Annotated in this window: 20 protein-coding genes and 1 tRNA gene; 14 read left to right on the top strand and 7 right to left on the bottom strand. The window is 63.4% G+C overall.

Translation table 11 applies throughout. The features are described 5' to 3' along the window. Positions 1-41: 41 nt before the first annotated feature. The gene (locus VT84_RS34095) at positions 42-3,887 is read right to left on the bottom strand and encodes a serine/threonine-protein kinase (protein WP_082842684.1); all 3,846 of its coding nucleotides are present in this window, start codon (positions 3,885-3,887) and stop codon (positions 42-44) included. Positions 3,888-4,201: 314 nt separating this feature from the next. Between VT84_RS34095 and VT84_RS34090 the strand changes: the two genes are divergently transcribed. The 6 genes from VT84_RS34090 (at position 4,202) to VT84_RS41870 (ending at position 8,645) form a co-directional block, all read left to right on the top strand. Further along, positions 4,202-4,684: a CAP domain-containing protein gene (locus tag VT84_RS34090; RefSeq protein WP_082842683.1), complete on the top strand. Its 483-nt coding sequence runs from the start codon at positions 4,202-4,204 to the stop codon at positions 4,682-4,684. Between the two features lie 79 nt (positions 4,685-4,763). Next, a complete protein-coding gene (locus tag VT84_RS34085; RefSeq protein ID WP_082842682.1) occupies positions 4,764-5,444 on the top strand; it encodes an SDR family oxidoreductase in 681 nt (226 codons plus the stop codon). Between the two features lie 35 nt (positions 5,445-5,479). After that, the gene (locus VT84_RS34080; protein WP_082842681.1) at positions 5,480-6,076 is read left to right on the top strand and encodes a hypothetical protein; all 597 of its coding nucleotides are present in this window, start codon (positions 5,480-5,482) and stop codon (positions 6,074-6,076) included. Between the two features lie 34 nt (positions 6,077-6,110). Further along, positions 6,111-6,998, top strand: a complete 888-nt coding sequence (locus VT84_RS34075) for a hydroxypyruvate isomerase family protein (protein WP_082842680.1) — start codon at positions 6,111-6,113, stop codon at positions 6,996-6,998. 217 nt (positions 6,999-7,215) lie between these two features. Further along, positions 7,216-8,391, top strand: coding sequence for a hypothetical protein (locus tag VT84_RS34070; protein ID WP_082842679.1), 1,176 nt, complete (start codon positions 7,216-7,218; stop codon positions 8,389-8,391). Between the two features lie 128 nt (positions 8,392-8,519). Further along, positions 8,520-8,645 (top strand): hypothetical protein, encoded by a 126-nt coding sequence (locus tag VT84_RS41870; RefSeq protein WP_255359522.1) that lies wholly within the window; start codon positions 8,520-8,522, stop codon positions 8,643-8,645. Between the two features lie 102 nt (positions 8,646-8,747). On the opposite strand, the gene VT84_RS34065 is transcribed toward VT84_RS41870, so the two are convergent. Beyond that, positions 8,748-11,690 (bottom strand): serine/threonine-protein kinase, encoded by a 2,943-nt coding sequence (locus tag VT84_RS34065; RefSeq protein ID WP_082842678.1) that lies wholly within the window; start codon positions 11,688-11,690, stop codon positions 8,748-8,750. A 122-nt stretch (positions 11,691-11,812) separates the two neighbouring features. Continuing rightward, positions 11,813-13,903, bottom strand: coding sequence for an excinuclease ABC subunit UvrB (uvrB, locus tag VT84_RS34060; protein WP_082842677.1), 2,091 nt, complete (start codon positions 13,901-13,903; stop codon positions 11,813-11,815). A gap of 193 nt (positions 13,904-14,096) precedes the next feature. Between uvrB and VT84_RS34055 the strand changes: the two genes are divergently transcribed. The 6 genes from VT84_RS34055 to VT84_RS34030 all read left to right on the top strand — a co-directional run bounded on the left by VT84_RS34055 (position 14,097) and on the right by VT84_RS34030 (position 18,908). Further along, the gene (locus VT84_RS34055) at positions 14,097-14,489 is read left to right on the top strand and encodes a hypothetical protein (protein ID WP_082842676.1); all 393 of its coding nucleotides are present in this window, start codon (positions 14,097-14,099) and stop codon (positions 14,487-14,489) included. Between the two features lie 158 nt (positions 14,490-14,647). Next, positions 14,648-15,685 (top strand): LysR family transcriptional regulator, encoded by a 1,038-nt coding sequence (locus tag VT84_RS34050; protein ID WP_157470150.1) that lies wholly within the window; start codon positions 14,648-14,650, stop codon positions 15,683-15,685. 454 nt (positions 15,686-16,139) lie between these two features. Beyond that, positions 16,140-16,212: transfer RNA gene (locus tag VT84_RS34045), tRNA-Met, on the top strand. A gap of 789 nt (positions 16,213-17,001) precedes the next feature. Continuing rightward, positions 17,002-17,205, top strand: coding sequence for a hypothetical protein (locus VT84_RS34040; protein ID WP_052550765.1), 204 nt, complete (start codon positions 17,002-17,004; stop codon positions 17,203-17,205). A gap of 737 nt (positions 17,206-17,942) precedes the next feature. Beyond that, positions 17,943-18,230: a hypothetical protein gene (locus VT84_RS34035; RefSeq protein ID WP_082842674.1), complete on the top strand. Its 288-nt coding sequence runs from the start codon at positions 17,943-17,945 to the stop codon at positions 18,228-18,230. Then, complete coding sequence (locus tag VT84_RS34030) at positions 18,231-18,908, top strand: HARBI1 family protein (protein WP_239465554.1); 678 nt, start codon at positions 18,231-18,233, stop codon at positions 18,906-18,908. 123 nt (positions 18,909-19,031) lie between these two features. Here the strand turns inward: VT84_RS34030 and VT84_RS34025 are convergent, their stop codons facing one another. From VT84_RS34025 to VT84_RS34010, 4 genes are all read right to left on the bottom strand, one after another. Continuing rightward, positions 19,032-20,684, bottom strand: coding sequence for a hypothetical protein (locus VT84_RS34025; RefSeq protein ID WP_082842673.1), 1,653 nt, complete (start codon positions 20,682-20,684; stop codon positions 19,032-19,034). A gap of 89 nt (positions 20,685-20,773) precedes the next feature. Beyond that, positions 20,774-21,253 (bottom strand): hypothetical protein, encoded by a 480-nt coding sequence (locus tag VT84_RS34020; protein ID WP_082842672.1) that lies wholly within the window; start codon positions 21,251-21,253, stop codon positions 20,774-20,776. Positions 21,254-21,336: 83 nt separating this feature from the next. Next, a complete protein-coding gene (locus VT84_RS34015) occupies positions 21,337-22,293 on the bottom strand; it encodes a polysaccharide biosynthesis/export family protein (RefSeq protein WP_082842671.1) in 957 nt (318 codons plus the stop codon). A gap of 129 nt (positions 22,294-22,422) precedes the next feature. Next, on the bottom strand, positions 22,423-23,436 hold the full coding sequence (locus tag VT84_RS34010) for a magnesium transporter (RefSeq protein ID WP_082842670.1): 1,014 nt from the start codon (positions 23,434-23,436) through the stop codon (positions 22,423-22,425). Positions 23,437-23,694: 258 nt separating this feature from the next. On the opposite strand from VT84_RS34010, the gene VT84_RS34005 reads away from it, so the two are divergent. Then, on the top strand, positions 23,695-24,672 hold the full coding sequence (locus VT84_RS34005) for an AAA family ATPase (RefSeq protein ID WP_082842669.1): 978 nt from the start codon (positions 23,695-23,697) through the stop codon (positions 24,670-24,672). Positions 24,673-24,802: 130 nt separating this feature from the next. Continuing rightward, positions 24,803-25,159 (top strand): four helix bundle protein, encoded by a 357-nt coding sequence (locus VT84_RS34000; RefSeq protein WP_082842668.1) that lies wholly within the window; start codon positions 24,803-24,805, stop codon positions 25,157-25,159. Positions 25,160-25,188 lie beyond the last annotated feature (29 nt).

The raw sequence follows: 25,188 nt of genomic DNA, 5'->3' as shown, positions 1-25,188 counted from the left end.
ACCACCGGTCCCGGGCCGCTCTCGCTTTTATATCTGCACCGTCACTCGAGGTCCGGTTTCATTTCGTCGGGCGCGGTCGGCAGTTCTTTCGGGTCGGCGCCCGCCTCGACCAGCTTCGAGCCGATCAGTTTCGAGTCGAGCGTAGCGGGGAAGTCGGCGTCCTTCACTGCGACGTCTGCCGGTTTGACGGCCGCGAGTTCCTTCACAGTTGGAGGGGCCGCGAGCGTCACTTTCCCGAGGCGCTTACCGGCCACGGAAGTCGGCTCGCCCACGTTACCGATCCAGTCGTCCCAGCTCCATTCCTTCGCGGTACCCTCGCCGTGGAGCGGGCGGATCTGCGCGACCACGGCCGTTGCCTCGAAGTTCGCGTAGAGGTTGGGCTTCTTCACCTGCCAGTTCAACACGGATTTCCAGTCGGTCGGCTCGACGCCGTCGAGTTCCACGAGCGCGCGCCCGGCGAGCGGCACCCCGACGAACAGGCACTCGTCCGCCTCCACGTCCAGTCTCATGAGGCCCGCGGTGCGCATCGTGTCAGCGGCCTTTGCGCCGCGCATCTCCACGATCGGCCCGGCCACCAGAGCCGTGACGCGAACGAACCGCGCCGCGCTCGCACTGGTCGCGACCGGCTTGCCGCCCGCTTCGGACAACAGCACCGGACCATCGAGCGCGGTGAGCGTGTCGGTCATTTCCAGGTTCAGCGGGCGGGTCACTTCGACCCACACGCCGCGCCCGCGCCCGCGGATCATGCAGTGGTCGAACACCACTCGAGGCACCGGTCGCGCGCCCGGGTCCATCTCCATCACCGGCTTGAGGTTCGGCAGGTACACGGCCGCGATCTGGGCGTCGTCCTTTTCGGAGAGCGTGAACGTGCAGTTCTTGAACGTGCAACTTCGGCCCCCGAGCACCGCGACCGCGGCCGTCACCTCGTTTTTCGGTCGGCTCGGTTTCAGGACGAAATGGATCCCGTCGAACGTCACCTCGCCGGACTTCAACTTGAACAGGCTCTGATCGACGTCCTCGTCCTCCTGGCTCCCCAGGACAAACGCGCACCCGGGGTACGGCTTGAACGTGACGCGGAGTTCGCCCTCACTCGGCTTGGTCGCCGCCTTCAGCTCTTCACCGTCGACTTTCAGCGCGCCGTTGTGCCGGATCAGGATCGTATCCCCCGGGCGCACTTCCCGGAGGAGTGTGCGGAGGCTGGTGAACTCGCCCGGCGCGAGTTTCGTGCCCGCTTCCGCGGAAGGGTACCAGATCTTTTCCGCCAACTTGGAAGGTGCGATCGGTCGGGGCGGCGGCCAGAACGTGATGTCGGAGTACGCCAACCGGCGCGCACCAGCCAGCGGCCCGTTCTTGCCGTCTTTGACGTGGAACACGGCGCCGAACGGTTCCGTCGTCTCCCCCTTGTTTTCCATGAACAGCGAGCGATCCGTCTCCACATGGAGACGGAACGCTTTATGCGGGGTGTTCGAGACGACCGTTGTAACCGGGTTCGGGTCGGACCAGGGCGCCTGCGTCAACTCGCTGCGGCTCTTTTCCTCAGTTGAAAGATCGGGTACGCCCTTGCATTCCTCGAAAGAGAACGAGCTTTTCGACGTCCCGATCGGGTGAACGCGGTAGAAGGCGTTCGCGCGTCCGGACGGAACCGAGAATCGCACGCTCTTGAGGTTATCAAGACTCAGTTTGTCGCCGCGCACGCGGGTGACGGTCCCGTATTTCACAAGATCCAGTGTCCCGAACGGGGGGCGGAGCTCCTTCCCGCCGACCAGTGCGAACAGACTGTCCGAGGCCTCGACGGACACGCGCACCGATGCGCCCACTTCAACCGCGGCCCCACCGGGATTGAGCATGAATGACGAGCGCTTGATCGAAATCACAGATGGGGGTGCCGGTTCGCTCGCAACGGAGGCGTCAGTGGTGATTTGCACGGCGGCCGTCGTGTGCGGGGCGAACCCACTGTCGGTGATTGTCACCTCCGAACCCGCGGGTAGCGCCAACCCGACCACCCCGGGGGCAAACAGGCACCGCGTTACGGCGGTGGTGGTAGTGGTGGCCCGCGTAACGACCACCGCCCGGGTCTCGTGGTTCTGACTCACCTGTGAACTATCCGGAACAAAGGCGCAGTCGGTAAATTCGATCTTGGTTACATCGTCGACCTGCAGTCCCGTCGGAGCACCAGACGCAACAAGGGAAAGGTGCTCGTCGTGGCGGAACTCGAACCACACGTCGCTGATTGCAACGGCTCCCGCACCCGCGATCCGCGCGGACGCCGAGCCAGGGGTCACGATAATCCGGGTCGTGCCGTTCCTCGCCCCCACGAGTTTCAGAGAAGAACCTTGGAACAAAATGCCCTGGGGCAAAGCGCTTAAATCAAAGGAACGGGGCGCGAGTTCTACTTCTGTCGTGTTCGGGTCTTCGAGTCGCTTCGCTAACTCTCCGATCGTTTGCACCGGGCCGGTCGCGGCCGGCAGTGGCACGGGCGGGGTCGGTTGCGTACCCGAATCGCCGCCCTTCTTATCTTTGTGGTCCTTGTCTTTTGGTTGGGTGCTAGCGAGGCCGGGAATACCGGGCGCGGGGCCGGGATCGCCGGTGGACACAACGAACGCGACCACCGCCAGCGCCACCGCGACGACCGCCAGTACCCACCACGGGCGGAGCCGAGGGGTTTGTGGCAGGAGCCGGAGTTCGGCGGGAACCGCTTTCGTGGCACTGTCGTGCGAGAGCGGGTCGGCGACGTGGAGGCGCTCCGCCAGTCCCTTCAGGTGCGAGATCAGTTCGTTCGGCGTTTGGTAGCGGGCGCCCGGGTTCTTCATCATCATCCGAGCGAGGACCGCGGCCAGTTCGTCGGAGATCGCCGGGTTCAGCTCGCGCGGGTCGAGGAAATCGTCCTCCTGGTGCGCGCGGAGCTTCCGGGCCGCGGTCCCTTCGGGAACGGGGGGCCGCCCGGTGAGCGCGTGGTAGAAGGTGCAGCCGAGCGAGTAAATGTCGCTCCGCACGTCCGCGCGGCGCGGGTCGAGCGCCTGTTCCGGCGAAATGTAGTCGAACGTGCCGAGCGTCACCCCGGACTGCGTGACGGTACCGTTCACCAGTTCCGAGCCGAGGTACCGCGCCAGCCCCATATCGACGATCTTCGCGCGCCCGTCCGGGGTGATGAGGATGTTCGACGGCTTGATGTCGCGGTGAACGACGCCGCGCTCGCCCGCGTGGTTCAGCCCCGCGGCCACCTGCATCATGTAGCGCACGCACTCGCCGGGCGGCAGTTGCCCGCGCCGGTCGATGATGACCCGCAGGTTGTCCCCCTCGACGAACTCGAACGCGATGAAGTTCAGCCCCTGGTCTTCTCCGCAGAAGTACACCCGAGCAATGTTCTCGTGGTCGAGTTTCGCGGCGGACCGGGCCTCTTGCTTGAACCGCGTGACGCTTTCCGGGTCGCGTGCGGCCTCGGGGGGCAGAATTTTGAGCGCGACAATGCGCCCGAGTTCGAGGTCACGGGCCTTCAACACGGCCGCCATCCCGCCGGAACCGATCGCCTCAATGAGTTCAAAGTGCCCCAGGCGCCGGCCTGCAATCGAAGGCGGTTCCCCGGTGACCGTGAGCGGCACTGGGGGGGCGGGTTGGGGCGATTTCGCGTTGTGAGTGATGACCGTGGGCGCGTCATCGGAATTCGCCGCACCGCCCTGTGGGTGCGCGAGGAACTGCGCGATATCGGACTCGTTCGTGCGGGTCCGCGACGACCCGTTACTCTGAATCAGTTCGGACAGGGAACTGGTCGGTCGGTGCGAATCCGTGGACCCTTCTTTTTTGGGAGGCGCCGGTTCACCCGACGACGGTACCGGCCCAGCGATTTTCGCCGAGGACGGACGGCCGGTCGGATCGGTCGGCGTTCCCATTTCGTTTCGTACCACGGGCGCGGGCGCGGCCCGCAAGAATTCCTATCGGCCGCCCCGACAGAAGGGATTGGCGGCTCATTTGAACGGCTCCCCACAGACGGGGAACCAGCATCTTGCTCGCACGAGAGCGGACATCCGGCCCGCACGCAAAGACGCGATCACGAATTGAACGACTCAACTATAGCTTATTGCGCGCCCGGGTGTCAATTCGCACAAATTGTGGCGATCGGGCGAAGCGCGCAACCAGCCCATTGTGTCGCACGCGGCGACCGGGCACAATAGGCTCCGGAATTCTATCGCGCGGAGCAAGCCAAATGAACCGGCTCGCTTGTTTACTGTTCGCGATCACCCCGAGTTTCTTTTCCGGCGCTCCCGCAGATGACAAGAAAGACGCCCCGCGTGAGGATTTAAAACTCACCGCGGACGAACAAGCCGTCGTCGATCTGACCAACGCGGAGCGGAAAAAAGCCGACCTGCAACCACTGAAACCGAACCCGCAACTGATGGAAGCGGCCCGCGGTCACGCGCAAAACATGGCCAAACAGGACAAACTCGAACACGTATTGGACGACAAAACGCCTGCCGATCGGACCAAAGCCGCGGGATACAAGTCCGGTACCATCGGCGAGAACATTGCGTGGAACCAGAAGAGCGCGAAAGACGTCGTCGCGGGGTGGATGGATTCGGAAATGCACCGCGACAACATTTTAAAGAAGGACTACACCGAGATCGGGGTTGCCGTAGCGAAGAACGAGAAGGGGGAACCGTACTGGGTGCAGGTGTTCGGGAAGCCGTAAGAGCGTAACCCACACCAGCACTCGCGGTTCATTTTACTCTGTATTTCCCTTTCTCGCGAAGGACGGGGGCGAGGATCTCGTGAGCAAAACGATCGTTATTACGGGCGCGACACGGGGATTGGGCCGGTCGCTCGTTTCGATGTTCGCGGCGGCCGGGCACACCGTCATCGGGTGCGGGCGCAGCGACGGGCATGTGCGCGCCTTGCGTACCGAGTTCCCCGCGCCGCACGACTTCAAGCAAGTCGACGTGACCGACGCGACCGCAGTGAGTTCGTGGGCGCACGAGGTACTTTCGCGGTTCAGCCCGCCGGACCTGCTCATCAACAACGCGGCACTCATGAACACCCCGGCCCCGCTGTGGAAGGTGCCCGCGGACGAGTTTCATTCGCTCCTTGATGTGAACGTGAAGGGCATTTTTCACGTGATCCGCGCGTTCGTTCCAGCGATGGTGGCACGAAAGACGGGCGTGATCGTGAACCTTTCGAGCGGGTGGGGGCGCAGCACCGCACCGGACGTGGCTCCGTACTGCGCCACAAAGTACGCGGTAGAGGGGTTGACCCTCGCGCTCGCTCAGGAACTCCCGAACGGGATGGCCGCGGTGCCGCTAAACCCGGGGATCATTGACACGGACATGCTTCGACTGGCCTTTGCGGGCGGGGCGAGCAGTTACCCCAAGCCTGATGCGTGGGCAAAGCGCGCTGCGCCGTTCCTGCTGAACTTGAGCGCCAAAGACAACGGCCGACCGATGACGGTTTCGTAACCGGTTCGCGCCCAAGTACGCAGAAGGAGGCTTTCGTGTTTCACTCACGGCTCGCGCGCACCGCTCTCCTCGTGGCGATCATTGGCACATTCGTGCTCTCGGCTCCCGTAGCGCCCAGCGCACCGGTTCCGAAGCACTTGATGCCGAAGGACGAACCGGTGTGCTTCCCGACGCGGGTCGGTGACCGCATGGTGTCCGAGTTGCGCGGGCAAGAGATCGTCTGTGTCGTCACCAAGGTGGAGAAGACGGACGACGGGATCGCCGTGACGCAGGAGTTCGAGGACAAACAGGGCGCGCGGACGCACGATCAAACGGTGGTCGCGTCGGCCGCGGGGCTGAAAGTCGTGCGGTACTCCGACCGCGATCTCGACAAATCGGTGTGGTGGTTGAAACTCCCCCACGTCGACAACAACACTTGGACCGACAACTTACACGGGCAAGAAACCCGAACGCTCGGCTGGGAAGAGATCGAAGTCCCGGCCGGCAAGTTCAAAGCGATCCGCGTCGATCGAAACGATAACCCCAACGGGACCGCGAAGACGTCCTACTGGTACGCGCCCGGACTCGGGTGTATCAAGTGGTCGGACGGAACCGCCTCGCGCGTTCTGACGGCGTTCAAACCGGGCAATTAATCTCGCTGCACCATCCCTCTGGAGCCTCTCCCAAATGACACCCAATCGCCGCACGTTCCTGTCCGCCGGCGCGGTAGTCGCGCTGGTTCCGTCGACCGGCCGGGCCGAACCCGAGTCGAAGGTCGCAAAACCGGGGCAGACCAAGAACACGAAGTTCGCCGTCAACATCGAGATGTGGTGGCGCAAGGAGCGGGATTATCTCAAGCGGCTCGAAGCCGCGGCCGCACTGGGCTTCAACGCGGTCGAGTTGTGGCCGTGGGAGAACAAGGATCAAAACGCGGTCGCCGAGACGTGCGAGCGGCTCGGGATCAAGATCGTGCAGTTCACCGCGTGGGGCTTCAAACCCGGTCTCAACGACCCCAAGAACCACAACCAGTTCGTGGAGAAGATCGAGAAAGGGTGCGAGGTCGCGAAAAAGTGGAAGTGCTCGATGATGTGCGTGGTGGCCGGCGACGACATCAAGGACGTGCCACAAGAGAAGATGCACGAGAACGTCATTGAGGGGCTGAAGAAAGGCGCGCCGATCGCGCAGAAGCACGGCATCACGCTCATCCTGGAGCCGATGAACATCCGCGTCGATCACAAGGGCCACTGCCTGTACGGGTCCGCACCGACTCTGAAGATCGTCAAGGAAGTCAACTCGAAGTACGTCAAGATTCTGTGGGACTTGTACCACATGCACATCACCGAAGGCGACCTCTGCGGTCACCTGCGGGAGGGGTTCGCAGCAGACATGGTCGGCTACATCCAACTCGCCGACCACCCCGGGCGCAACGAACCGGGTACGGGCGAGATCCACTACCCGCGCGTGCTGAAGGAACTGAAGGCCCTCGAGTACACCGGGTACGTCGGCCTCGAATGCACCCCACTGGGCACGGAAGAAGCCGCCGCACAAGCCGTTTACGCCGCCGATAACTGGTAAGTCAACTTGCCCGCCAGGGGTTGCACTCGCGTCGCTCGCTCCACCCCTGGCTACACGCTGCCGCCCCTATCGGGGCTTAAAACCGAACTCGCATCTGGTCTCTGCCTTCTGTTCTCTGCCCTCTGCTTTTGTGGCCAATCTGATTTGGTTTTGATCTGCGTTCATCCGCGATTCCTTCCCTCCCCGTTCCCCGCCTCCCTCCTTCGAGCACATCCCCATGCCCAAGAAAAAGATCGCTGCCATTGTTACCGAGTATCGCAAGTGGTCGCACGCGGACGTGATCCTGCGGAACCTCCTTGATGGGTACCCGGGCGGGGCCAAGCCCGATCTCGAACTCGTGTCGCTCGTCACCGATCAGGTGCCGAAGAACGACATGAGTCGTGATCTCGCCAAAAAGCACGGCTTCAAGATTTGCAACACCGTGGCCGAAGCGCTCACGCTGGGTGGGAAAGGGCTCGCGGTGGACGGCGTGCTCTCCATCGGCGAGCACGGGCAGTACCCGACTAACGAGAAGGGGCAACTCCTCTATCCGCGGCGCCGGTTCTTCGATGCGATTTGCCAAGTGTTCGAGGACACGAAGAAGTCCGTCCCGGTGTTCAACGACAAGCACCTCGCGGCCACCTGGGACGACGCGAAAGCGATGTACGACCGGGCGCGGAAGTTGTTCGTGCCGATGCTCGCCGGATCGTCGATCCCGGTAACGTGGCGGAAACCGAACGTCGTGCTGCCAAAGGGGTGCGAGATCACCGGCGCGGTTCAGATCGGGTACGGTCCGTTCGAGGCTTACGGGTTTCACGCGCTCGAAGGGTTGCAGTGCATGATCGAGCGACGCAAGGGCGGCGAAACCGGCGTTAAGGCCGTCACGTGTCACACCGGGAAGGCGATGTGGGACGCGGTCGACAAACACGAATGGACCAAGCCGCTACTCGAAGAGGCACTGAAACTCGCCACCGCCCACGCAAACGGCGAAGTGCGCGCGATCACCTCGAAAACCGCCGACGCGGGTACGTTTGAGGTCGAGTACCGCGACGGGTTCCGGGCATTCGTTGTGATCCCCAACGGCTGGGTCCACGAGAACGACGGCTCGCCGTTCATCTTCGCCGGCCAGCGCAAAGGGCAGGACAAGCCCGACGTGTGCCAGTTCTACTTGCAGCAGCCGGACCCGTTCGCGCACTTCGCGGAACTCACGCGGGCAATCGAGTCACTCGTCACCACCGGGCACGCACCCTACCCCGTGGAGCGCACGCTGCTCACAACGGGCGCCCTCGACGCGGCAATGACGAGCAAGCACGAGAAGGGGAAGCGGATCGAAACGCCGCACCTGGAGATCGCGTACAAGCCAACCGAGTGGGGACCGGCCAAAGGCGAGATTCCGAAGCCGGACAAGAAGTAACCCGCTCGTCTTCTGCTCGACCGAGCCATTCGATTCGGCACAGCGCTTGCATTACTCCATATCGGCCAGTCACGGACGGCCAAACCAGGAATCATCGTCCCATTTCACTCCGCTGAGGAGATACCGATATGATGCCGCAAGAAGAACCCACGACGCGCTGGGGAAAGATCCGCTGGGGTTTGGCCGCACTGCTGCTCGGCTTACCACTTCCGGTGGTCCTCATCGCGTTCCTGGCCCCGGGCTGTGGCCGTTAACGCGAGCGCAATGAACGCGAGCGGGGCGGGGTGGGAAGACAAGTTCTCACCCCGCCCCGCTCGCGTTCATTCTCTGTGGATCGGTACAGATGCCGCAGCCTTTTACCGCTTCTTGGTTTCTCGCGGCGGCGGGGCAACGTGCTCGGCCTTTTCTTTCAGGCGGTCCGCGAGGTTGGCCTTCGCTGGCCCGTTATTGGGATTGAGCCGGAGCGCTTCGCGGAACTCGGCGATCGCACCATCCAAATCACCCGTATCCGCCAGGGCGTTACCCAATCCGTTGTGTCCGGCCGAGTGATTGGGGTTGAGTTCAAGAAGCTTCCGGTACGCGGCGATCGCACCGGGCACATCGCCACTCGCACGCAACACAATTCCCAAACCGTAGTAGGCACGTGCGTGCTTCGGGTCGAGGCGGATGGCTTCGCGGTATTCGGCGATCGCGCCGGGCGCATCGCCCTTTTCTTTAAGAAGAAGGCCCAGAGAGTAGTGCGCGCTGGTGAAATTCTTGTCGCTAGCGATGGCCTTGCGGAGGTACTCCTCTGCGCCGTCCAGGTCGCGCTTGTCCCATAGTGCATTGGCTAGCGTGTAAAGGAAATTGGGTTCGTCCGGTTGAAGGCGAACGGCCTCGCGGAACTCGGCAATAGCGCCGTCCAGATCCCGCGACAGCAGCAACGCGGTTCCCAGATTGTGGTGAGCGCCGGCGTGCTCCGGGGCGAGCCGGACCGCTTCACGAAGTTCCGCGATCGCGCCCGGCAAGTCACGGTCCATGCCGAGCGAGGTGCCGAGTAATTCGCGGATCAATGCTTCGCGCGGGGCGAGTCGAACGGCTTCACGGAGTTCCGCGATCGCGCCACGCACATCGCCACTGTCCCTTAGCGCCTTCGCCAGGTTGTAATGGCACCAGGCGTTCTCGGGACCGAGCCGGACCGCGTCGCGGAAGCACCGAATCGAATCACTTTGTTTCCCCTGTTCCCAGAGAGCGATACCCAAGCTCATCCGCGGAACGAACGACTGCGGGCGAACCGAAACCGCGGCCTGGCACCACCGCACCCGCTCGCCAATTGCAGCGGGCGAGGGATTGGGACGTGTCCCACCAAGCCCCATAAGGACGGCGAAATCGTTGGGAGTTCGAGCCGCGGCTTGCTCCAAGAGTGCCCGGCGCTGGTCCCAGGCGATTTCGGGAACGATACCCACGGCCGCGACGAAGCGGGTCGGTTGTTCGGGCGTTCCGGTTCCTCCGACGAGTTCCTTGACCTTCTGGCTCACTCGCGCCCAAGCTTTTTGGCGCGATTCATTCCGAATCGCGTCTCGGGTCGGATCTGGATCGATCGCGTGAAGGGTTTCTGACAATCCCGGCGGGGTGCCGAACAAGTGCCACAACTCCAGGGACGCGAGCACGCGCTCGCGAATGGGAGAGCCCTCCAAGAGCCGAACAACGTCCGCCGGTGCCGTAGTCCCAGGAATGATGCCGTAATCGTTAAACGCTCGCCCCCAATGCGGAACGGCGGCGGAGGGCGGCGGTAACGATCCGCGTGTCGGGGTCCAGCGCTGGTCGTCGATACGGTTGAGGGTCACCAGCATCGCGCGATCCTTGCGGCAGCGGTCGATGCGCGCGCGAAAGTCTTCCGCACCAGGTGCGTTCGCCCGGCGGTCGATGTCTGCCAGGGCCGCGCCCGCGGCGAGTTCGTCACTCGCGACAAGTGCTTCTTCGCACCGCTTCACGAGTTCGGTGAGTGCTTGCCGGTTCTCGGCCGCGGCCTCGTTGTCCTTCGCCTGTTGACGCAGCGCGGCTTCCTGTTTTTCGCGTTCGGCCCGTTCGATATCGGCCTTGTGCTCGGCGGCCAATCGGCTCGCTTCGAGCCGGCGCTCGGCCGCTTGCTGCATCTCCCACACCGTGAACGCCGCGGCACTGAACAGGAGCAGTACAAGCGCGCCCGCCAAAGCGACCTGCACGCGGCGCCGTTTGCGTAGCTCGATCGCTTTTGCTGCATCCGCGGCGCGCTGGCGCTCGGACGTGCGCAGCCGCTCCTCCACGCCCGCGCGGTACGCCGCGACCGCGTCGGCTACGGCCTTACCGTCGGCGGGGCGGTCGGCCGCGTTCAGCGATAAGCAGTGTTTCGCCAGCGCGACCAATTCGGTATCCGCGCCGCACGCATTCAGCCGGTCGAGTACGTCGCCGATATCGTTGGCCGCGGTACACGCGACGACTTCGGCCGATGTCTTCCCGACGAACAGGCGCGCACCGGTGAGGATCTCGGACAGGATCGCGCCGAGGGCGAACACGTCAGCGCGGCTATCGACCAGTTCCCCGCGCGCTTGTTCTGGGGCCATGTACGCGGGCGTGCCCATCACTTGGCCGGCCTGCGTTTCGTCACCGATTTCGGGCGCGGGCGCGTCCGGCTCGCGCTCGTCGGTCGCGGCCACCGACTTGGCCAGTCCCCAATCCATGACCTGCACTTCGCCGAACGCCCCGACCATGATATTCGACGGTTTCAGGTCACGGTGGATCACGCCCTGGGAGTGTGCGAACCCGACGGCCAGACACACCTGCTCGAACGTCTGCACGAACCGCGGGAGATCGTCGGTCGGCGCCGTTCGGCTCCGGAGTGCGTTCGTGAAAGTGGTGCCCGCGATCAGCTTCATTGCCAAGAAGGGCGAGCCGTCGGTGAGGGTACCGAGGGCGTACACGGGCGGGACGTTCGGGTGCGGGAGTCGCGCGGTGATTTTGGACTCGGTCACGAACCGCGACACGGTGTCGTGTATTGCGGTCCCCGGGAGCAGCACCTTGATGGCAACCTCGCGGCCGAGTGTGAGGTCGCGCGCAGCGAGCACGCGGCCCATCCCCCCCCGAGCGATCTCCCGCAACACCTCATAGCCCGGAATCGTCGGGAGGCTAGATGCCGTGGGGCGCCCTGAGCGGAGCGTTGAATTGCCGAGGAGCGCATCGGTGGCGGGCAAATCGGCGGGGCGAACGACGGTTGGAGAGGGTTCGTCGGCGGGCAGGCGGTCCGTGGCGGGTACGCGCGTAACGTCCGGATCGTTTGGCACGGCGAATCTCCGGGAGGGTCAGATTGATCTTATCTCCCTTCCCGAAGACCGGTTACACCCAACTTCCCCTTCTCATTTCTTCGCGAATCGTGCCAGATGGCGATTCTCATCGCGAAGAATTATCACGTTCCGCCCTTCTTCCACTTCGACTTGCGTTTGGCGCCCGCCGGCTGGCTCACGGGAACGCTCTTGTTGCCCAGAACGCTCGGCGGTGCCGCGGCGCCGTGTTTCTTCTTGAGTTCGCCTTCAAGTTTCACAATCTGGTCGCGCAGCGCCTGAGCACGCTCGAAATCCAGTGTCTTCGCGGCTTCGAGCATCTCTTCGTAGAGGCTCTGCACGTACTCAACAGTCACGTAATCTTCCGCCGCGGCGGTGCTGCCGGTCGCGGCGGCCTGCGCCATCTGGTGCGCCTCGATCTCGTCCTCGATCTCGTTCTTGATCGCCGTTTTCACCGTTGTGGGGGTGATGTTGTGCTCCACGTTGTACGCGAGCTGAATCACGCGCCGGCGGTTCGTTTCGTTCATCGCGCGGCTCATCGAATCGGTCACGACGTCCGCGTACAGAATCACTTCCGCGTTCACGTTGCGGGCGGCGCGGCCCATCGTCTGAATCAGCGACTTGTCGGACCGGAGGAACCCCTCCTTGTCCGCATCGAGAATCGCGACCAGCGACACTTCGGGAAGGTCCAGTCCCTCACGCAACAGGTTCACGCCGACGAGTACATCAAACTGCCCCTCGCGCAGTTCGCGCAGCACCGTGATGCGCTCGATGGCGTCGAGTTCCGAGTGCAACCACTTGCACCGCATCCCGGCGTCGCGGAAGTACGTCGTGAGGTCTTCGGCCATGCGCTTCGTCAGCACCGTGACGAGCGCCCGCTCGCCCTTCGCGGCGCGGGCGCGCACTTCCGCTTCTAGGTCTTTCACTTGTCCGCGTGCGGGTTTGACGTGAATGACCGGATCGACCAGCCCCGTCGGGCGAATGACCTGTTCGACGACCTCGCCGCCGACTTTCTCCAGTTCGTAGGGACCGGGGGTGGCGGAGAGGCAAAGGCACTGCTTCATCCGGCCCTCGAACTCGTCGAACTTGAGCGGCCGGTTATCGAGTGCACTGGGGAGTCGGAAGCCGTGCTCGACGAGCGTTTCTTTGCGGCTACGGTCGCCGAAGTACATCCCGCGCACTTGGGGCAGCGTGACGTGCGATTCGTCTACGACGAGCAGGAAATCTTCCGGGAAGAAGTCGATGAGCGTGTACGGGGGCTCGCCCGGCGCGCGCCCGCTGAACCACCGGGCGTAGTTCTCGATGCCCGAGCAGTAGCCGACCTCGCGGAGCATGTCGAGGTCGTACCGGCAGCGCGCTTTGAGGCGCTCCATTTCGAGAATCTTACCCTCGTTCTTGAACTGTTCGAGCCGGGTGTTCAGTTCGTCTTCGATGCCCTTCACGGCCGCTTGCACGCGCTCTTCGGGCGTGACGAAGTGCTTGGCCGGGTAGATGTACAGTTCGTCGAGCGGTTTGATTGTTTCGCCCGTGAGCGGGTGAATCACCGAGAGCGTTTCGACCTCGTCACCGAACAGCTCGATGCGGTACGCGAACTCTTCGGACGCGGGCCACACGTCGATGGTGTCGCCGCGCACCCGGACCGTCCCGCGCTCGAACGCGATGTCGTTGCGCTTGTACTGGACGTCGATGAGCCGCAGGAGCGTGTTGTCGCGATCGAGCGTCTCACCCTTCTGGATGTAGACCATCATCCGCTTGTAGTCGGACGGGCTACCGAGACCGTAAATGCACGACACGCTCGCCACAATGATGACGTCCTCGCGGCTCACGAGCGCGGACGTCGCGGCGAGCCGGAGCCGGTCGATGTTCTCGTTGATCGAGGAGTCTTTTTCGATGTAGATGTCGCGCTGCGGGATGTACGCTTCGGGTTGGTAGTAGTCGTAATAGCTGACGAAGTAGTGGACCGCATTGTTTTTGAAGAACCCCTTGAACTCCTTGTAGAGCTGCGCCGCGAGCGTCTTGTTGTGTGCGAGGACGAGCGTGGGCTTCTGGAGCTTCTCGATCATGCAGCTCGCGGTGAACGTCTTCCCGGTCCCGGTGGCGCCGAGGAGCACCTGCACCTTCTTGCCGTTGGCGAAGCCCTGCGTCAGTTGCTCGATGGCCTTGGGCTGGTCGCCCGCGGGGGCGTACTGACTGGTGAGCTGGAACTTGGCGGCCATCGTCTCGCCTCCGGCGGATCGCGCGAAAAGAATTGGTAGCGTAACGCTATTGGACCGGGAAACGGAAGGTCAGTAGAAGTTTTGCCCCTAGTGCGGGTGCAGGACCGCATTTGTGATAGCAAGTGCCTCGGCCCTCAGTTCGGAATAGGATTTCCTGCGGCGCCCGAGTCGGAACCTGTTGCCGGGAGGGAACATGGCCACGCACAAGCCGACACCCGAGGATTTGGAGCGGATCACCGAACTGGCCAAACGGTGGGGCAAAATCATCGTCAAGGAGCACTGGGGCGAACACGGACCGGGGCTCGACATCAATCTCGACCAAATGGAACAAGTCGCTCTCGCCGCGGTTCGTGGCCTGCTGGCCGGCACCCTCGAAGTGGCCACCCAACAGCAGGCTCACGCGCTGGGCACACAACATCCCTGTCCCGACTGCGAACGGTCTTGTCCGTTGACCACCGAGGATCGGCTCCTCACCACCGGCGAGGGCTCCTTCGAGCACCACGAGCCCCAGGCCCACTGCCCGGACTGTCGCCGGGACTTTTTCCCCCCAACGGGTGCCGCTGGGGTTCAACAGCCACGCGTATAGCCCGCGTGCGACCCGCAAGATCGTGGACGCCGGCGAATTGAAGTCGTTCGCGGCCGCGGCACGGGTTCTGAAGAACCTGGCCGACCTCACCATCAGCGCCTCGCACATCCGGCGCCTGACCGAGGACGTGGGCCGGGAGTTGGCCACCCGACGAGACCGTGAGGTGGAGGACTACGTCCACCACCGCCGCGTCGAGCGGGCCGCCCCCCGCGGGTGCGGTCGTGGCGGTGGACGGTGGTCGGATCCAGACCCGTGTGCCCCACCCGGGCAAAGGGCCGGGCGTCCACGAGCACGGGTGGAAGGAGGACAAGGTCGCCTGCCTGTACACCCTCGACGGGGCCGAACCGGGCACCGATCCGCCGCGCGTGTTCACCGACCGCAACCGCGTGGACGAGTTGGCCCGAGCGATCCACGCCCAACGGGGTACGAACCCGGATTGGCCGGCGCTCCCGGCGGAGGCCGGGTCCGCGCCCCTTCCGGAGGCCGCGCCGGAAGCGGACGCGCGCCCCCGTGTGCGGCCGCCGGCGCGGGGCGAGCGGAGTTGCGTGGTGAGCATGCAGGACCGCGACCGGTTCGGGAAGGTGGTCGCGGCCGAGGCGTACGCGCGGAACTTCTACGGATCGGGACGTCGGGCGTTCTTGGGCGACGGGCCGCGGTACAACTGGGCGATCCGCGACAAGTGGTTCGCGGACTTCGAGCCGGTCGCCGACTTCGTCCATGTGCTGTCGCACCTGTACGCCGCGGCGACCGCCCTGTCGGCGGATGCGGAGGAGCGCTGGTGGTTGTACGTGGGCTGGATGACCTCGTGCTGGCAGAGCAAGGGCGGTGAGGTGGTGACCGCGATCCGAACCCGCGCCGAGGACCGGGGCTGGAGTCCGCCGGGTGCCGAGGTGTCGGAGGGCGATTGGCGGGTGGTGGTGGAGCGGACATTGACCTACGTGAGCAACAACGCGGGCCACATGGAGTACCCGCGGTACCGTCGGTTGGGCCTGCCGGTGACCAGGGCGGCGGTGGAGTCGCTGATCAAGGAGATCAACTACCGGGTCAAGGGGACGGAGAAGTTCTGGAACGAGTCCGGAGCGGAAAGCGTTCTCCAAGTTCGGGCAGCAGTGTTGAGCGAAGACGAACGACTCGCCAAGCATCTCGATGCTCGGCCGGGGTCAGTTGTCCGCAGGACGAGCACCCAGGCTGCTTGATTGCAAATGCGGTCCTACACCCTGAACTGAGCGGCCACCTCATTGACCGTCTTGTCCCCCTTGAGGGCGGCCAGTGCGACCCGGGCCTTGAATGCCGCCGAGTGACTCTTTCGCTTGCCCGCCATCGGTTCCCCTTTCCTGGGCCGCCGGTGTAGCTTAACGGTGGTCCAGTTTTCGGGGTCCACTATATCAACCCCATCGAGTTGGCGTTATCCAAGCTCAAGGGGCTGCTTCGAGCCGCCGGCAAGCGAACCATCGACGGGTTGTGGGACTTCTTGGGTAGGTGTTGGATGAGTTCGCGCCGGACAAGTACCGGCGCTACATCCGGCACCGCGGATACAAAATTACCGATGCTACAACGATGCCGAAAAGAGGCTAAATGTAGTTTCGAGTATATCGCTAGGATACTAGTTGCCGAGGACCAGCTTGAAAATACAGTAAATACAAGACCCCTGGCGGGGTAGCTCAGAGGTTAGAGCACTCGCTTCATAAGCGAGGAGTCGTGGGTTCAATTCCCACCCCCGCTACTCGACACAACCCCTGGAAAAACCAGGGGTTGCTTCATTTTCCGGAAGTCCCGTTTTCTGCCCCCATTAGGCCAAAATCCCCCACTAAACCCCACTAACCAGAAACACACGGGGAACAGCCCGGAACACGGGCGAGCTTTTGACCATGCGCGATGCTAGAAGCTGAAAAGATGTCGACAGAATTTTTCGTGCCAAATCTATCTTTTTCTTCTGTTTTCAGCTTCCGCCTCAAACGCGCATCCGCTACTGTTGACACATCTGACAAACAGTCGCCCAAGCAAGGGAACAACACGTGTACGAATGCACGGTGGAAGAGATTCACGCGCCGATTCAAGAATCTCTAAACGGGGAACTGGTGCGCATGCCGAACGGCTACACGATTATCGGGTATCGGGGGTGTGGTGCGAGACCGGCGAACGGGGCGAAAAGTGAAGTCAATCCGCCCTTACCGGACCGCGGGGGAAGCCGTCGAGAGTGCGGCTGCGTTCGCTAATTCATGCTTGCGGCGAGGGTTCTAAGAATGGAACACGATGTCCTCAGTGCCGTCAACCCAACTGACGCTCAAACCGATGCTCTGTTGCCCTATCGCAACCAACTGGTTCAGGTAGACAACCGGCAGGGAACGCTATCGGTTGACGTAACACATAATGTCCTTCCCCAAGGACGGCAAAACGTCGTGCTAGTCGATTTCCGGATGCCGAATGGTCAACCAGTGCCGCAAGCGATCCAGGACACAATCGACCAAATGACCTTCGCGCCTCGGCACTAACTCAACTTGGAGAACGCTCAATGAACTGGAAGGCACTCGGTGCGGACGGCTGGGAATCGGACGATGGAGCGCTTCGAGTTAAGCGCGATGGAGTAGCCAAAGACAAATGGCACATCGAGCAGAACAAAGACGGCAAGTGGATCGCACTCGCTCCGGTTGAGAAGTACCCAAGTCCAGAAGATGCTTTGAGCAGAGCAAAAGAAATGGTCGAACTGTTGAGCTAAGCCCTAAGCCGCACGCTGAACACGTCTGTTACCCCACTGGAGCTTACCCGTGGGGCAATTTCGCGAACTGAAACTACTGCAAAAAACCTTTCGCGAGATGCAGCATGATCCGCTTCAGCAACTGTTCTTTTCAGAAGAAATCAGCAAATCTCCCGTTCTGAGGTGTTGCCTCAACCGGAAGGTGTATAAGATCAAGACGCGATTCTTAATTTCGTCAAGATGACGGAACAATCGCGGAACTCACGAGACAACTATGACTGAACATGCAGAGCACATCAAACTCGATGCCGAACCACCGCTGTCGGTTGGGCAACGAGTGCGACATGCGGCGACTTGGCGAAAAGGAGTGGTTGTAGCAATCGCTAACACTGACGCAAGTCGCGGAGAGGATCGCTACCGCATCCGGTGGTACGATTGGAAGCGGTCAGAACCCATCACGAACGACATCGGCCGATTCTTCCTCGATCCGATTTGAACCGCTCTTCGCGAGCATTTCCGATGCCCCACTGGCGTTTACCGGTGGGGCAATTCTGCGAACTGAAAGTCACTGCAAAAATTTTGTGCGAACCTTTCTGCCCATTCTCCTGTCAGCAGCCAGCACTTCTGCAATGGGGAACTCCTAGCACCGACGGGGCCAACTGGTGCGAGAGGAACCGCCGTGCTTGGAAGGCCGGCGGCCAAGCGCGGCGGCCTCGCTGAACGATGCGTTGACGTCCAGACCGCAATGGACCTGCGACATGTTTGGGGAGATCGGCGGTCGCCCGTTTCTCGGACATCTCATCAAACGGTGGAACGCCGATTTCAACACCAGCCCGAACGCGCCAGTACGTTTGTGGCTCGAACCGGCCGAATTGCCGCCCGCGCGCATCCGTGTGTGCATCGAGAATCACCAGCTGGAAGACCCGGAAAAACTGTGGACGTTAGCGGAAGATGTCGAACGGCAGTGGCGCGGGAAGGCGAAGGGAGTGGCTCAGTCAGTCACGGTCCCCCCCCGGTTCCCGACGCGCCGACCGGGGTGCGACTGAATGTCAGTGAGAATCGGGTTCTTATTAGATTCGTTGCAAACGTACATCACGCAGGAGTTCGTGGGATTCTTGTTCGGCGTGGATAAGGGAACGGTGTCGCGAAAGGTTCAGGAACTGAGCCTGTGCATGACCGGTGTGTTCCGCATCCCGGAGAACAAGGTGCGCATCGATCCGGACGACCTCGAAGCGGTGTTCGTGGACGCGACCGAGCAACCCGTGAATCGCCCCACGCGAGGCCAACGGCGCAGTTACTCGGGGAAGAAGAAGCGTCACACGGTGAAGCATCACGTGGTCGTGACGCGGGCGCGCAAGGGACCGGGCGAGAAACAGAAGGTGCGGATCAAGGCCGTGTCGAAGGGGGCGAAGGGGCGCGTTCGCGACAAGAAGGTGTACGACCGGTCGCGGTTGCAGGTTCCCGAGGGCGTGCCGAAATCGGGCGATAGTGGGTATCAGGGGAGCCACTTACGGGTACCCAAAAAGAAGCCGAGGACGGGGCAACTGAGTGACGAGCAGAGGCACGCGAATCGGCGGTTGGCGAAGGAGCGGATCGTGGCCGAACACGGGATCGGGAAGATGAAGATCTGGCGCATCGCCTCAGACCGGTATCGCAATCCGCTCCGGCGCCACACGGTGATGATGAAGAACGTCGCGGGCCTCCACAACCGCGTGTACGGATAACGGCCACACGACTGCATGGCCGAAGTACGCCTGGATCAGCGCCTATTGCGCAACAAGTCTATTATCTCCCCGGTCTGTAAGCCGGCCGTTCGCCAGTTCCGGTTCACACCGACCGTTCACTTTTCACTTCACGATAGCGCAGAAGTCGATTTGATACGGCGCCAGTTCCTTCTGACGGCTGAGATCGGTGACGAGTCGTTGAGCTTCGACCGCGGTCCGCACCTCGAAACTCACAATCAGCTTCTTCGTACCGGTCCAGCGGACTTCCACAAAGGTGGCGCGCCCTTGACACACTTGACGAACCAGAGTCGTGATCGGGTCCGGGGTGTTGTCCGACATTTGTGCCCGGGCCACGACGGGTTTCACGTTTGCCGCACCGGACTTCCACGCCGGTGCTTCGTTCGCGGGCGGCGCGGGCGCCGGGGTGGGCGCGGGCTGAGCGCTGCTGGCCGGCGCCCAGGTGCCGGGAGCCGGCTGCGTGGACGCGGGGGCCATCTGCCAGTGGTACTCTTCGCGCTTCGGCGCTTCTGGCGGCTTCGGCTCCTTCACTTCGACGCGCGCGGGCGCTTCCGGCTTCGGCTCTTCAGTCACCGAGATCGGGAGCGGGCCGGGCGGGAGTTGCGGGACCGCGACTGGTTTGGTGGGTTCCACCGCCGGGAGAACGGACGGAGCTGCGATCCGCGGGCCGACGGGTTGCTCGGCAGCCGGTTCCGGCTTCGTCATAGTCGTTGCGGGTGGAAACGGGATCGGGGCCGGTTCCTTGATGGCGACCGCGACCGCGGGCGGCTCGGGAACAACAGGTGGTGCGATTGCAACTGGGGGCAGAACCGGCGGCGCGGTAATGCGCGGTAAGTTTACGGGCACGGCCGGCTTCTGGACGGCCGCGGGCGGAGTGCCGGCATCCGGTGCGGGCGCGAACTTCGATTCCCCCGTCGGGTTGAACTTCGGTAGCTCGGGCCGATCGTTTTGCGGGACCTGAGCCGGCGGAATCTGCGATTGCGGTTGCGGGCGCGGCTGAAACTGCGGCGCGGGTTGCAACGACGGCTGCGATTGGGTCGTAACCGGAACGATCGCTTGCTGCGGCGGATACGTACCGCGGTTCGCACTGTAGTTCGGCGGTTCGGTACCGGGCGGGGTGCGCAGCGGATTCATGACGGGAACGGGAAACGCACCGGGCGTTGCCCCCGTGATCGAGTACCAGTTCGCAGACGCCTTCGGGTATTCCCCTGCCGGGGCGAACGGGTTCGCGCCCGGGGTCACCGTGCCCCACCCGAACCAGCGGTACGCGGGCGGTCCGGCGAACACCGGCGACCCGCTCGCGCTCGTCCCGCGGAACGGGGTCGAGGCGGTCGGTTCTGGTTGCTGCGTCTGAGGTTGCGGTTGAGGCGCGTGGCCTTTCAACCGGTCGAACCCCTTCGACAGCAGCCCGGGCTCGTCCTTCGGTTGCGGAGTGAGTTGGCGCGCGTTGTTACCGCGCGTCACGCTCCCACCGGCGGGAACGACTCCCGGGTCCGCGTTCGGCCCGTTCAGCCACGCGGGACCGGCCACGCCCGGGCGCCCGGAGCCGGTTCCGGTGTTCGGCCGCGTGACCGGCGTACTGGGAAACGACGACGGTGGGAAATCGTCCGCGGCGGCGCCGCGTGCGACCGGTGGTACGTCACCGGGTTTCAGCGGTTCGGGCGGTAGAAAGGTCGCGCCACGCTCACGCGGTGGTTGCGCCACGGCCACCGTGACGGCCAACCCCAGCACCGCGATCACGCCCACAAATGTCCGCATGGCCTCGTCCTTGAGAGCTTCGATAGTGCTGCGGAGAACGTGCCGGACCGCGTCAAGAATCCTTCTTCCGCGGTACCGGCCCTCAGAGTTTACCTTTTCGGCGTCAGCGGGACCGATGTCCCGATCCCGGCCAACCCGGACCGGGAACCGCCACGGCTCCCGAACGGCGACGGGAAGTAACCCATCGTGTTACTGAACACGACCGCGTGCCCGGCCGGGGGCAGCACGCTGCCGACGCCGACCTCGCGCGGTTGGAACGGATCCTGGGCGTTCGCCAGTTGCGGGAAGAACAGGGTCCGGTTCCCGCCGGCGGCCGTGAACGGCGCGCCCAACCCGCCTTGACCGGCCCCGCCCACGGTGCCCGGGCGCACGCCGTAATAGTAGTTCACGCCAGGGTTACCGCCGCGCAGCAGGTTCAGGTACGGGCTGAGCGGTTGGTTCTGCGGGTTGTAGATGTTCGGCATCACACCCCCCGGCGGGTACTGTTGCTGCTGTTGCATCGGGTACTGGGCCGCCGCGGTCCCGGCCGAGCCGAATACCGCGACCGTCATCAACAAGAAGCGCATCATGTCGTGAATCCTCCGAGTTGAGTGCCCCACGAGCTTCTAACCACACTCCAGGCCGCACCTCGCGTTCCGAACGCCCCGCACGGTCAGTTGTTGTTCCCGAACCCGTTCCCGCGCCCGGCGATCTGGTTCACAGTGCTCGACCCGAGGAGCGTGATCCCGAATATCCGCTCGACAGGGGCGATGACCCGGGCGAGCGTGCGGTCGATCGTCACGAGGCGCTGGGCCTTCACATACACGCGGTCGCCGGGGAGGATCTGGTAGTTCGTGTGCGTGATGCCGTGTTGACTCAGCCCGACCCAGTCGACTGGCAGGATCTGCCACGGCTGCCCCGCGTGCGGCGTGCGGCGTGCGACCCAGATGTTCCGGCGGCTGGACACGTCGGACAGGCCGCCAATGTTGGAGATCGCGTCCAATACGGTTTCGCCACCGGTAATGGGCAACGACACGACCTGCTCCCCGGCGCCCTGACCGCCCCCGTCCACAATGACGTAATACCGCTTGCTGTTGTAAGCAATTACGTCCACGATCACGATAATGCTCTCCGGCTTCGTCTCGAACTTGTTCAGCGCCGCCTCTCGGGTCAGGTGAGTTTTAATCGCTTCGGCCGCCTGATCGAGCGTCAGCCCCGCAACCGGCACCGCTCCCCAAAACCCGAGGCCAACAGAGCCGTCGAGCCGAACCTGGAACGGCCCCGAGATCGGTTGGACCGTGAGCGGAATGGTCACGTCTTTCTTGCGCTCGGTCCCGTCCGTGTTCAGGAGCGGTTTGCCGCTCACCGTGTCAAACTCCGTGATCTTGGTCCGCTGAACGACCTCAATGAGTAATTGGTCGGGGGCCTCGATCACGTAGGGCGGGAGCGTGATCTTCTTCATTTCGCGCGGCACGGCGTCTTCCGGCGGCACCTGGATGTGCGCGTTCGCGTCGTTGGGCATCGGGGCCGACCCGAACTGCCCCACGTGCGAGCCGTGCATGCAACCGGTGGCGGTCAGGACCAGTCCGGCGACGACGAACAGGAACTTGCACCGACGCGCCGCTGCCATAACCGCTCCCCCCAGCACGAAACGACCCCGGTAACTACCGGTATCGCTTGTGTTATCGGCGCGGCCGGAACCGTTCGTGAACCAAACCTCACGATTCGCGCGAGTTTGGTTCAAGTCTGGCGATCTGGGTTACGTGAGCAGGCGCGCGAGGTTGAAGTAAGCCAGTAACGCGGCCACGTCTGCACAAGTTAGCGCGATCGGCCCCGCGGCGACCTGCGGGTCGCGTTTCAGTAGCCGCAAAACGTGCGGCACCGCCATTCCCGCGACCGCGGCACACGTTACGCCGATCCCGATCCCACCCAGCACGATCAGGAACAGCACCGCAAGGTTCTGCCAGATGGCCGCAATCACCCCCACCAGAAGGCCCGTGGCGAGACCGAGCAACAAACCGGTCAGCGCTTCGGGGCGCAGCCGGCGGAAGAGTTCGCGCCACGAGGGACCGGTTTCGCGGAACGCTTCGAGCGCGAGTGTCACTGACTGAATCGCGACGCTTTCCGCGAGCGCGAGAACAACCGGGATGAAGAGCGCGAGGACCGCGTGCTGCCAGTTCAGTTCGACGTGGTAGATTTCCACGAGAATCGCCGCTAGCGTGCCGCCCGCGACGTTACACAGCAACCACGGGAACCGCCCGCGGAACGCGACCAACGGGCGCGCCTGCTGCGACCGGGTGAGCCGCACACCGATTAACTGGAACACGTCGTCGCGCGGGCCGGGGGACGCCGGTGCGGGGGTGGACTCGCCGGTTTCGGCTAGTTCTTCCGCGTAAGCTTCAATGTCGATAACGCCGAGCAGCCGGCGCATTTCGTCCACGACCGGGAACGCGAGCAGCCGGTGCATGGTGAAGAACTCGCACGCATCGAGGAGCGTGGCCGAAGTCGGGATCGCGATCACGGACGCGATCATGACGCTCTTGACGGGCGTCTCAAGGGTCGCGAGCAGGAGCCGGCGCGTGGGCACCACCCCGACGAGCCGAAGGGCCGCGTCGACCACGTAAAAGTAGATGATCCGGCCGGGCGGCGGGTGCTTGCGCATGTGCGCGAGCGCCTCACCCACGGTCCACTCCGGGTCCAGGGTGGCGAAGTCGGCACGCATGTACGTGGTCACCGGCTCGTTCAGTTGGGCTTCGGTCAGGTGTAGGGGCATCGCGCTCCACTTTCGCTTCGATCCGCTGAACAGCTCCTACCCGGCTCCACGCTGCATTTTACCCGCGCGAGAAGTGCAACCCGGCCCGCGAAGCGCCGGTCCGCGAGAAATCGCGCGCCCTCTACGCCGCGAAACCGGAATCGGTGACCGCGAGCGGCGTCTTTCGTGGGTGCCCGCCCTTTTTGAGGAAGGGGGTTGGGTGGTTAGGTTCTGGGCGTAAGCTGAACACTCGGACTCGCATCTACTTCGGAAAGCCTTATGTCTACCGACGTGGCGGGCATCGCCAACCGCATCATTGCCAACATCGAGAAGGTCATCATCGGCAAGCGCCCGCAGCTCACGCTCGCGGTCGCGGCGTACTTCTCGGAGGGGCACATCCTGCTCGAAGACGTGCCCGGTGTCGCGAAGACGATGCTGGCCCGGGCACTCGCGAGAAGCGCGGGCTGCACCTTTAAGCGCCTCCAGTGTACGCCAGACCTGCTCCCCACCGACGTGACCGGCGTGAACGTGTACAACCAGAAAACGGCCGAGTTCGAGTTCCGGGCCGGTCCCGTGTTCGCCCAAACGCTCCTGGCCGACGAAATCAACCGCGCCACCCCACGCACGCAAGCCGCGCTGCTCGAAGCGATGGGCGAGCGCCGGGTGAGCGTGGACGGCCAGACCTACGTGCTGAAGCCCCCGTTCCTCGTGATCGCGACGCAGAACCCGGTGGACCAGGAGGGCACGTTCCCGCTCCCGGAAGCCCAACTCGACCGGTTCCTGATCCGCCTGAGCCTCGGGTACCCGAGCATGGAAGAAGAGGGCAAGATGCTCTCGCGGTTGCAGATGGGCCACCCCATCGACGAGTTAAAGCCCGTCGTGACGGCCGAAGACGTGATCGCGTGCCAGGAAGCGGTCCGCGGTATCCACGTGGACGAGAAGGTGAAGCGGTACATCCTCGAAGTGGTCCACGCGAGCCGCAACAACGAGGACGTGCTCCTGGGCGGCAGCCCGCGCGCGTCGATCGCGCTGTTCCGCACGGCCCAGGCGCTCGCCGCGGTCACCGGGCGCGACTTCGCGCTCCCCGACGACGTGAAACGCATGGCGCAGCCGGTCCTCGCGCACCGGCTCATCCTGAAGCCCGAAAGCCGGCTCCGCAAGCGCACCGCGGTCGCCGTGGTGAAGGACTTGGTCGACGACGCGAAGGTGCCGATCACCGACAAGATGAAGGCCACGCAACAGGACTACTTCTCTTAGTGAAGGAAAAAGGAAAAAGGCGAAAGGCAAAAAGGTCGGAGAAAGCAAAAAGAAGAGAAGAAATCAAAGACCAAAAGGCAAGTAAAAGAGGTACATTGTTCGCGTTTACCCCCGTATTTGGAGCCGCCCAATGCCCCCATACGACATCACGGAACGGACATTCGAGTTCGCTGTTCAGATCGTGGACCTGTGCGTGCGACGCGGCGAGCGCCCGGGCGCTCCGCGGCGGATCAGCGACCAGCTGTTGAAGGCGGGAACGTCCATCGGAGCCAACGTCGAAGAGGGGCAAGCGGGACAGAGTCGCGCCGACTTCATCAGTAAGAACGCAATCGCCCTCAAAGAAGCGCGAGAGACGGCGTACTGGCTCCGCCTCCTCAAGCGAACTCTGCTCGTCGGTTCCAGCGAAGTCGAAACGCTGCTGGCAGAAGCCGAAGAACTCAAGCGAATACTCGGTGCCATCGTTTGCCGCGCGAAGGAAAACGCTTGAAGCACTGTGCCCCGTTCGTCTTCTTTCCC

The sequence above is a fragment of the Gemmata sp. SH-PL17 genome (assembly GCF_001610855.1).
Classification (GTDB): Bacteria; Planctomycetota; Planctomycetia; order Gemmatales; family Gemmataceae; genus Gemmata; species Gemmata massiliana.
Note: the sequence above shows the minus strand (reverse complement) of the source record. Positions and strands in the feature narration are given on the sequence as shown.

Bases quoted from the DNA above. Each gene is read 5' to 3' on its own strand.
- VT84_RS34095 (WP_082842684.1), bottom strand. From the start codon at position 3,887: ATGGGAACGCCGACCGATCCGACCGGCCGTCCGTCCTCGGCGAAAATC.
- VT84_RS34090 (WP_082842683.1), top strand. From the start codon at position 4,202: ATGAACCGGCTCGCTTGTTTACTGTTCGCGATCACCCCGAGTTTCTTT.
- VT84_RS34075 (WP_082842680.1), top strand. From the start codon at position 6,111: ATGACACCCAATCGCCGCACGTTCCTGTCCGCCGGCGCGGTAGTCGCG.
- VT84_RS34070 (WP_082842679.1), top strand. From the start codon at position 7,216: ATGCCCAAGAAAAAGATCGCTGCCATTGTTACCGAGTATCGCAAGTGG.
- VT84_RS41870 (WP_255359522.1), top strand. From the start codon at position 8,520: ATGATGCCGCAAGAAGAACCCACGACGCGCTGGGGAAAGATCCGCTGG.
- uvrB (WP_082842677.1), bottom strand. From the start codon at position 13,903: ATGGCCGCCAAGTTCCAGCTCACCAGTCAGTACGCCCCCGCGGGCGAC.
- VT84_RS34055 (WP_082842676.1), top strand. From the start codon at position 14,097: ATGGCCACGCACAAGCCGACACCCGAGGATTTGGAGCGGATCACCGAA.
- VT84_RS34040 (WP_052550765.1), top strand. From the start codon at position 17,002: ATGAACTGGAAGGCACTCGGTGCGGACGGCTGGGAATCGGACGATGGA.
- VT84_RS34035 (WP_082842674.1), top strand. From the start codon at position 17,943: ATGTTTGGGGAGATCGGCGGTCGCCCGTTTCTCGGACATCTCATCAAA.
- VT84_RS34030 (WP_239465554.1), top strand. From the start codon at position 18,231: ATGTCAGTGAGAATCGGGTTCTTATTAGATTCGTTGCAAACGTACATC.
- VT84_RS34025 (WP_082842673.1), bottom strand. From the start codon at position 20,684: ATGCGGACATTTGTGGGCGTGATCGCGGTGCTGGGGTTGGCCGTCACG.
- VT84_RS34020 (WP_082842672.1), bottom strand. From the start codon at position 21,253: ATGATGCGCTTCTTGTTGATGACGGTCGCGGTATTCGGCTCGGCCGGG.
- VT84_RS34015 (WP_082842671.1), bottom strand. From the start codon at position 22,293: ATGGCAGCGGCGCGTCGGTGCAAGTTCCTGTTCGTCGTCGCCGGACTG.
- VT84_RS34010 (WP_082842670.1), bottom strand. From the start codon at position 23,436: ATGCCCCTACACCTGACCGAAGCCCAACTGAACGAGCCGGTGACCACG.
- VT84_RS34005 (WP_082842669.1), top strand. From the start codon at position 23,695: ATGTCTACCGACGTGGCGGGCATCGCCAACCGCATCATTGCCAACATC.
- VT84_RS34000 (WP_082842668.1), top strand. From the start codon at position 24,803: ATGCCCCCATACGACATCACGGAACGGACATTCGAGTTCGCTGTTCAG.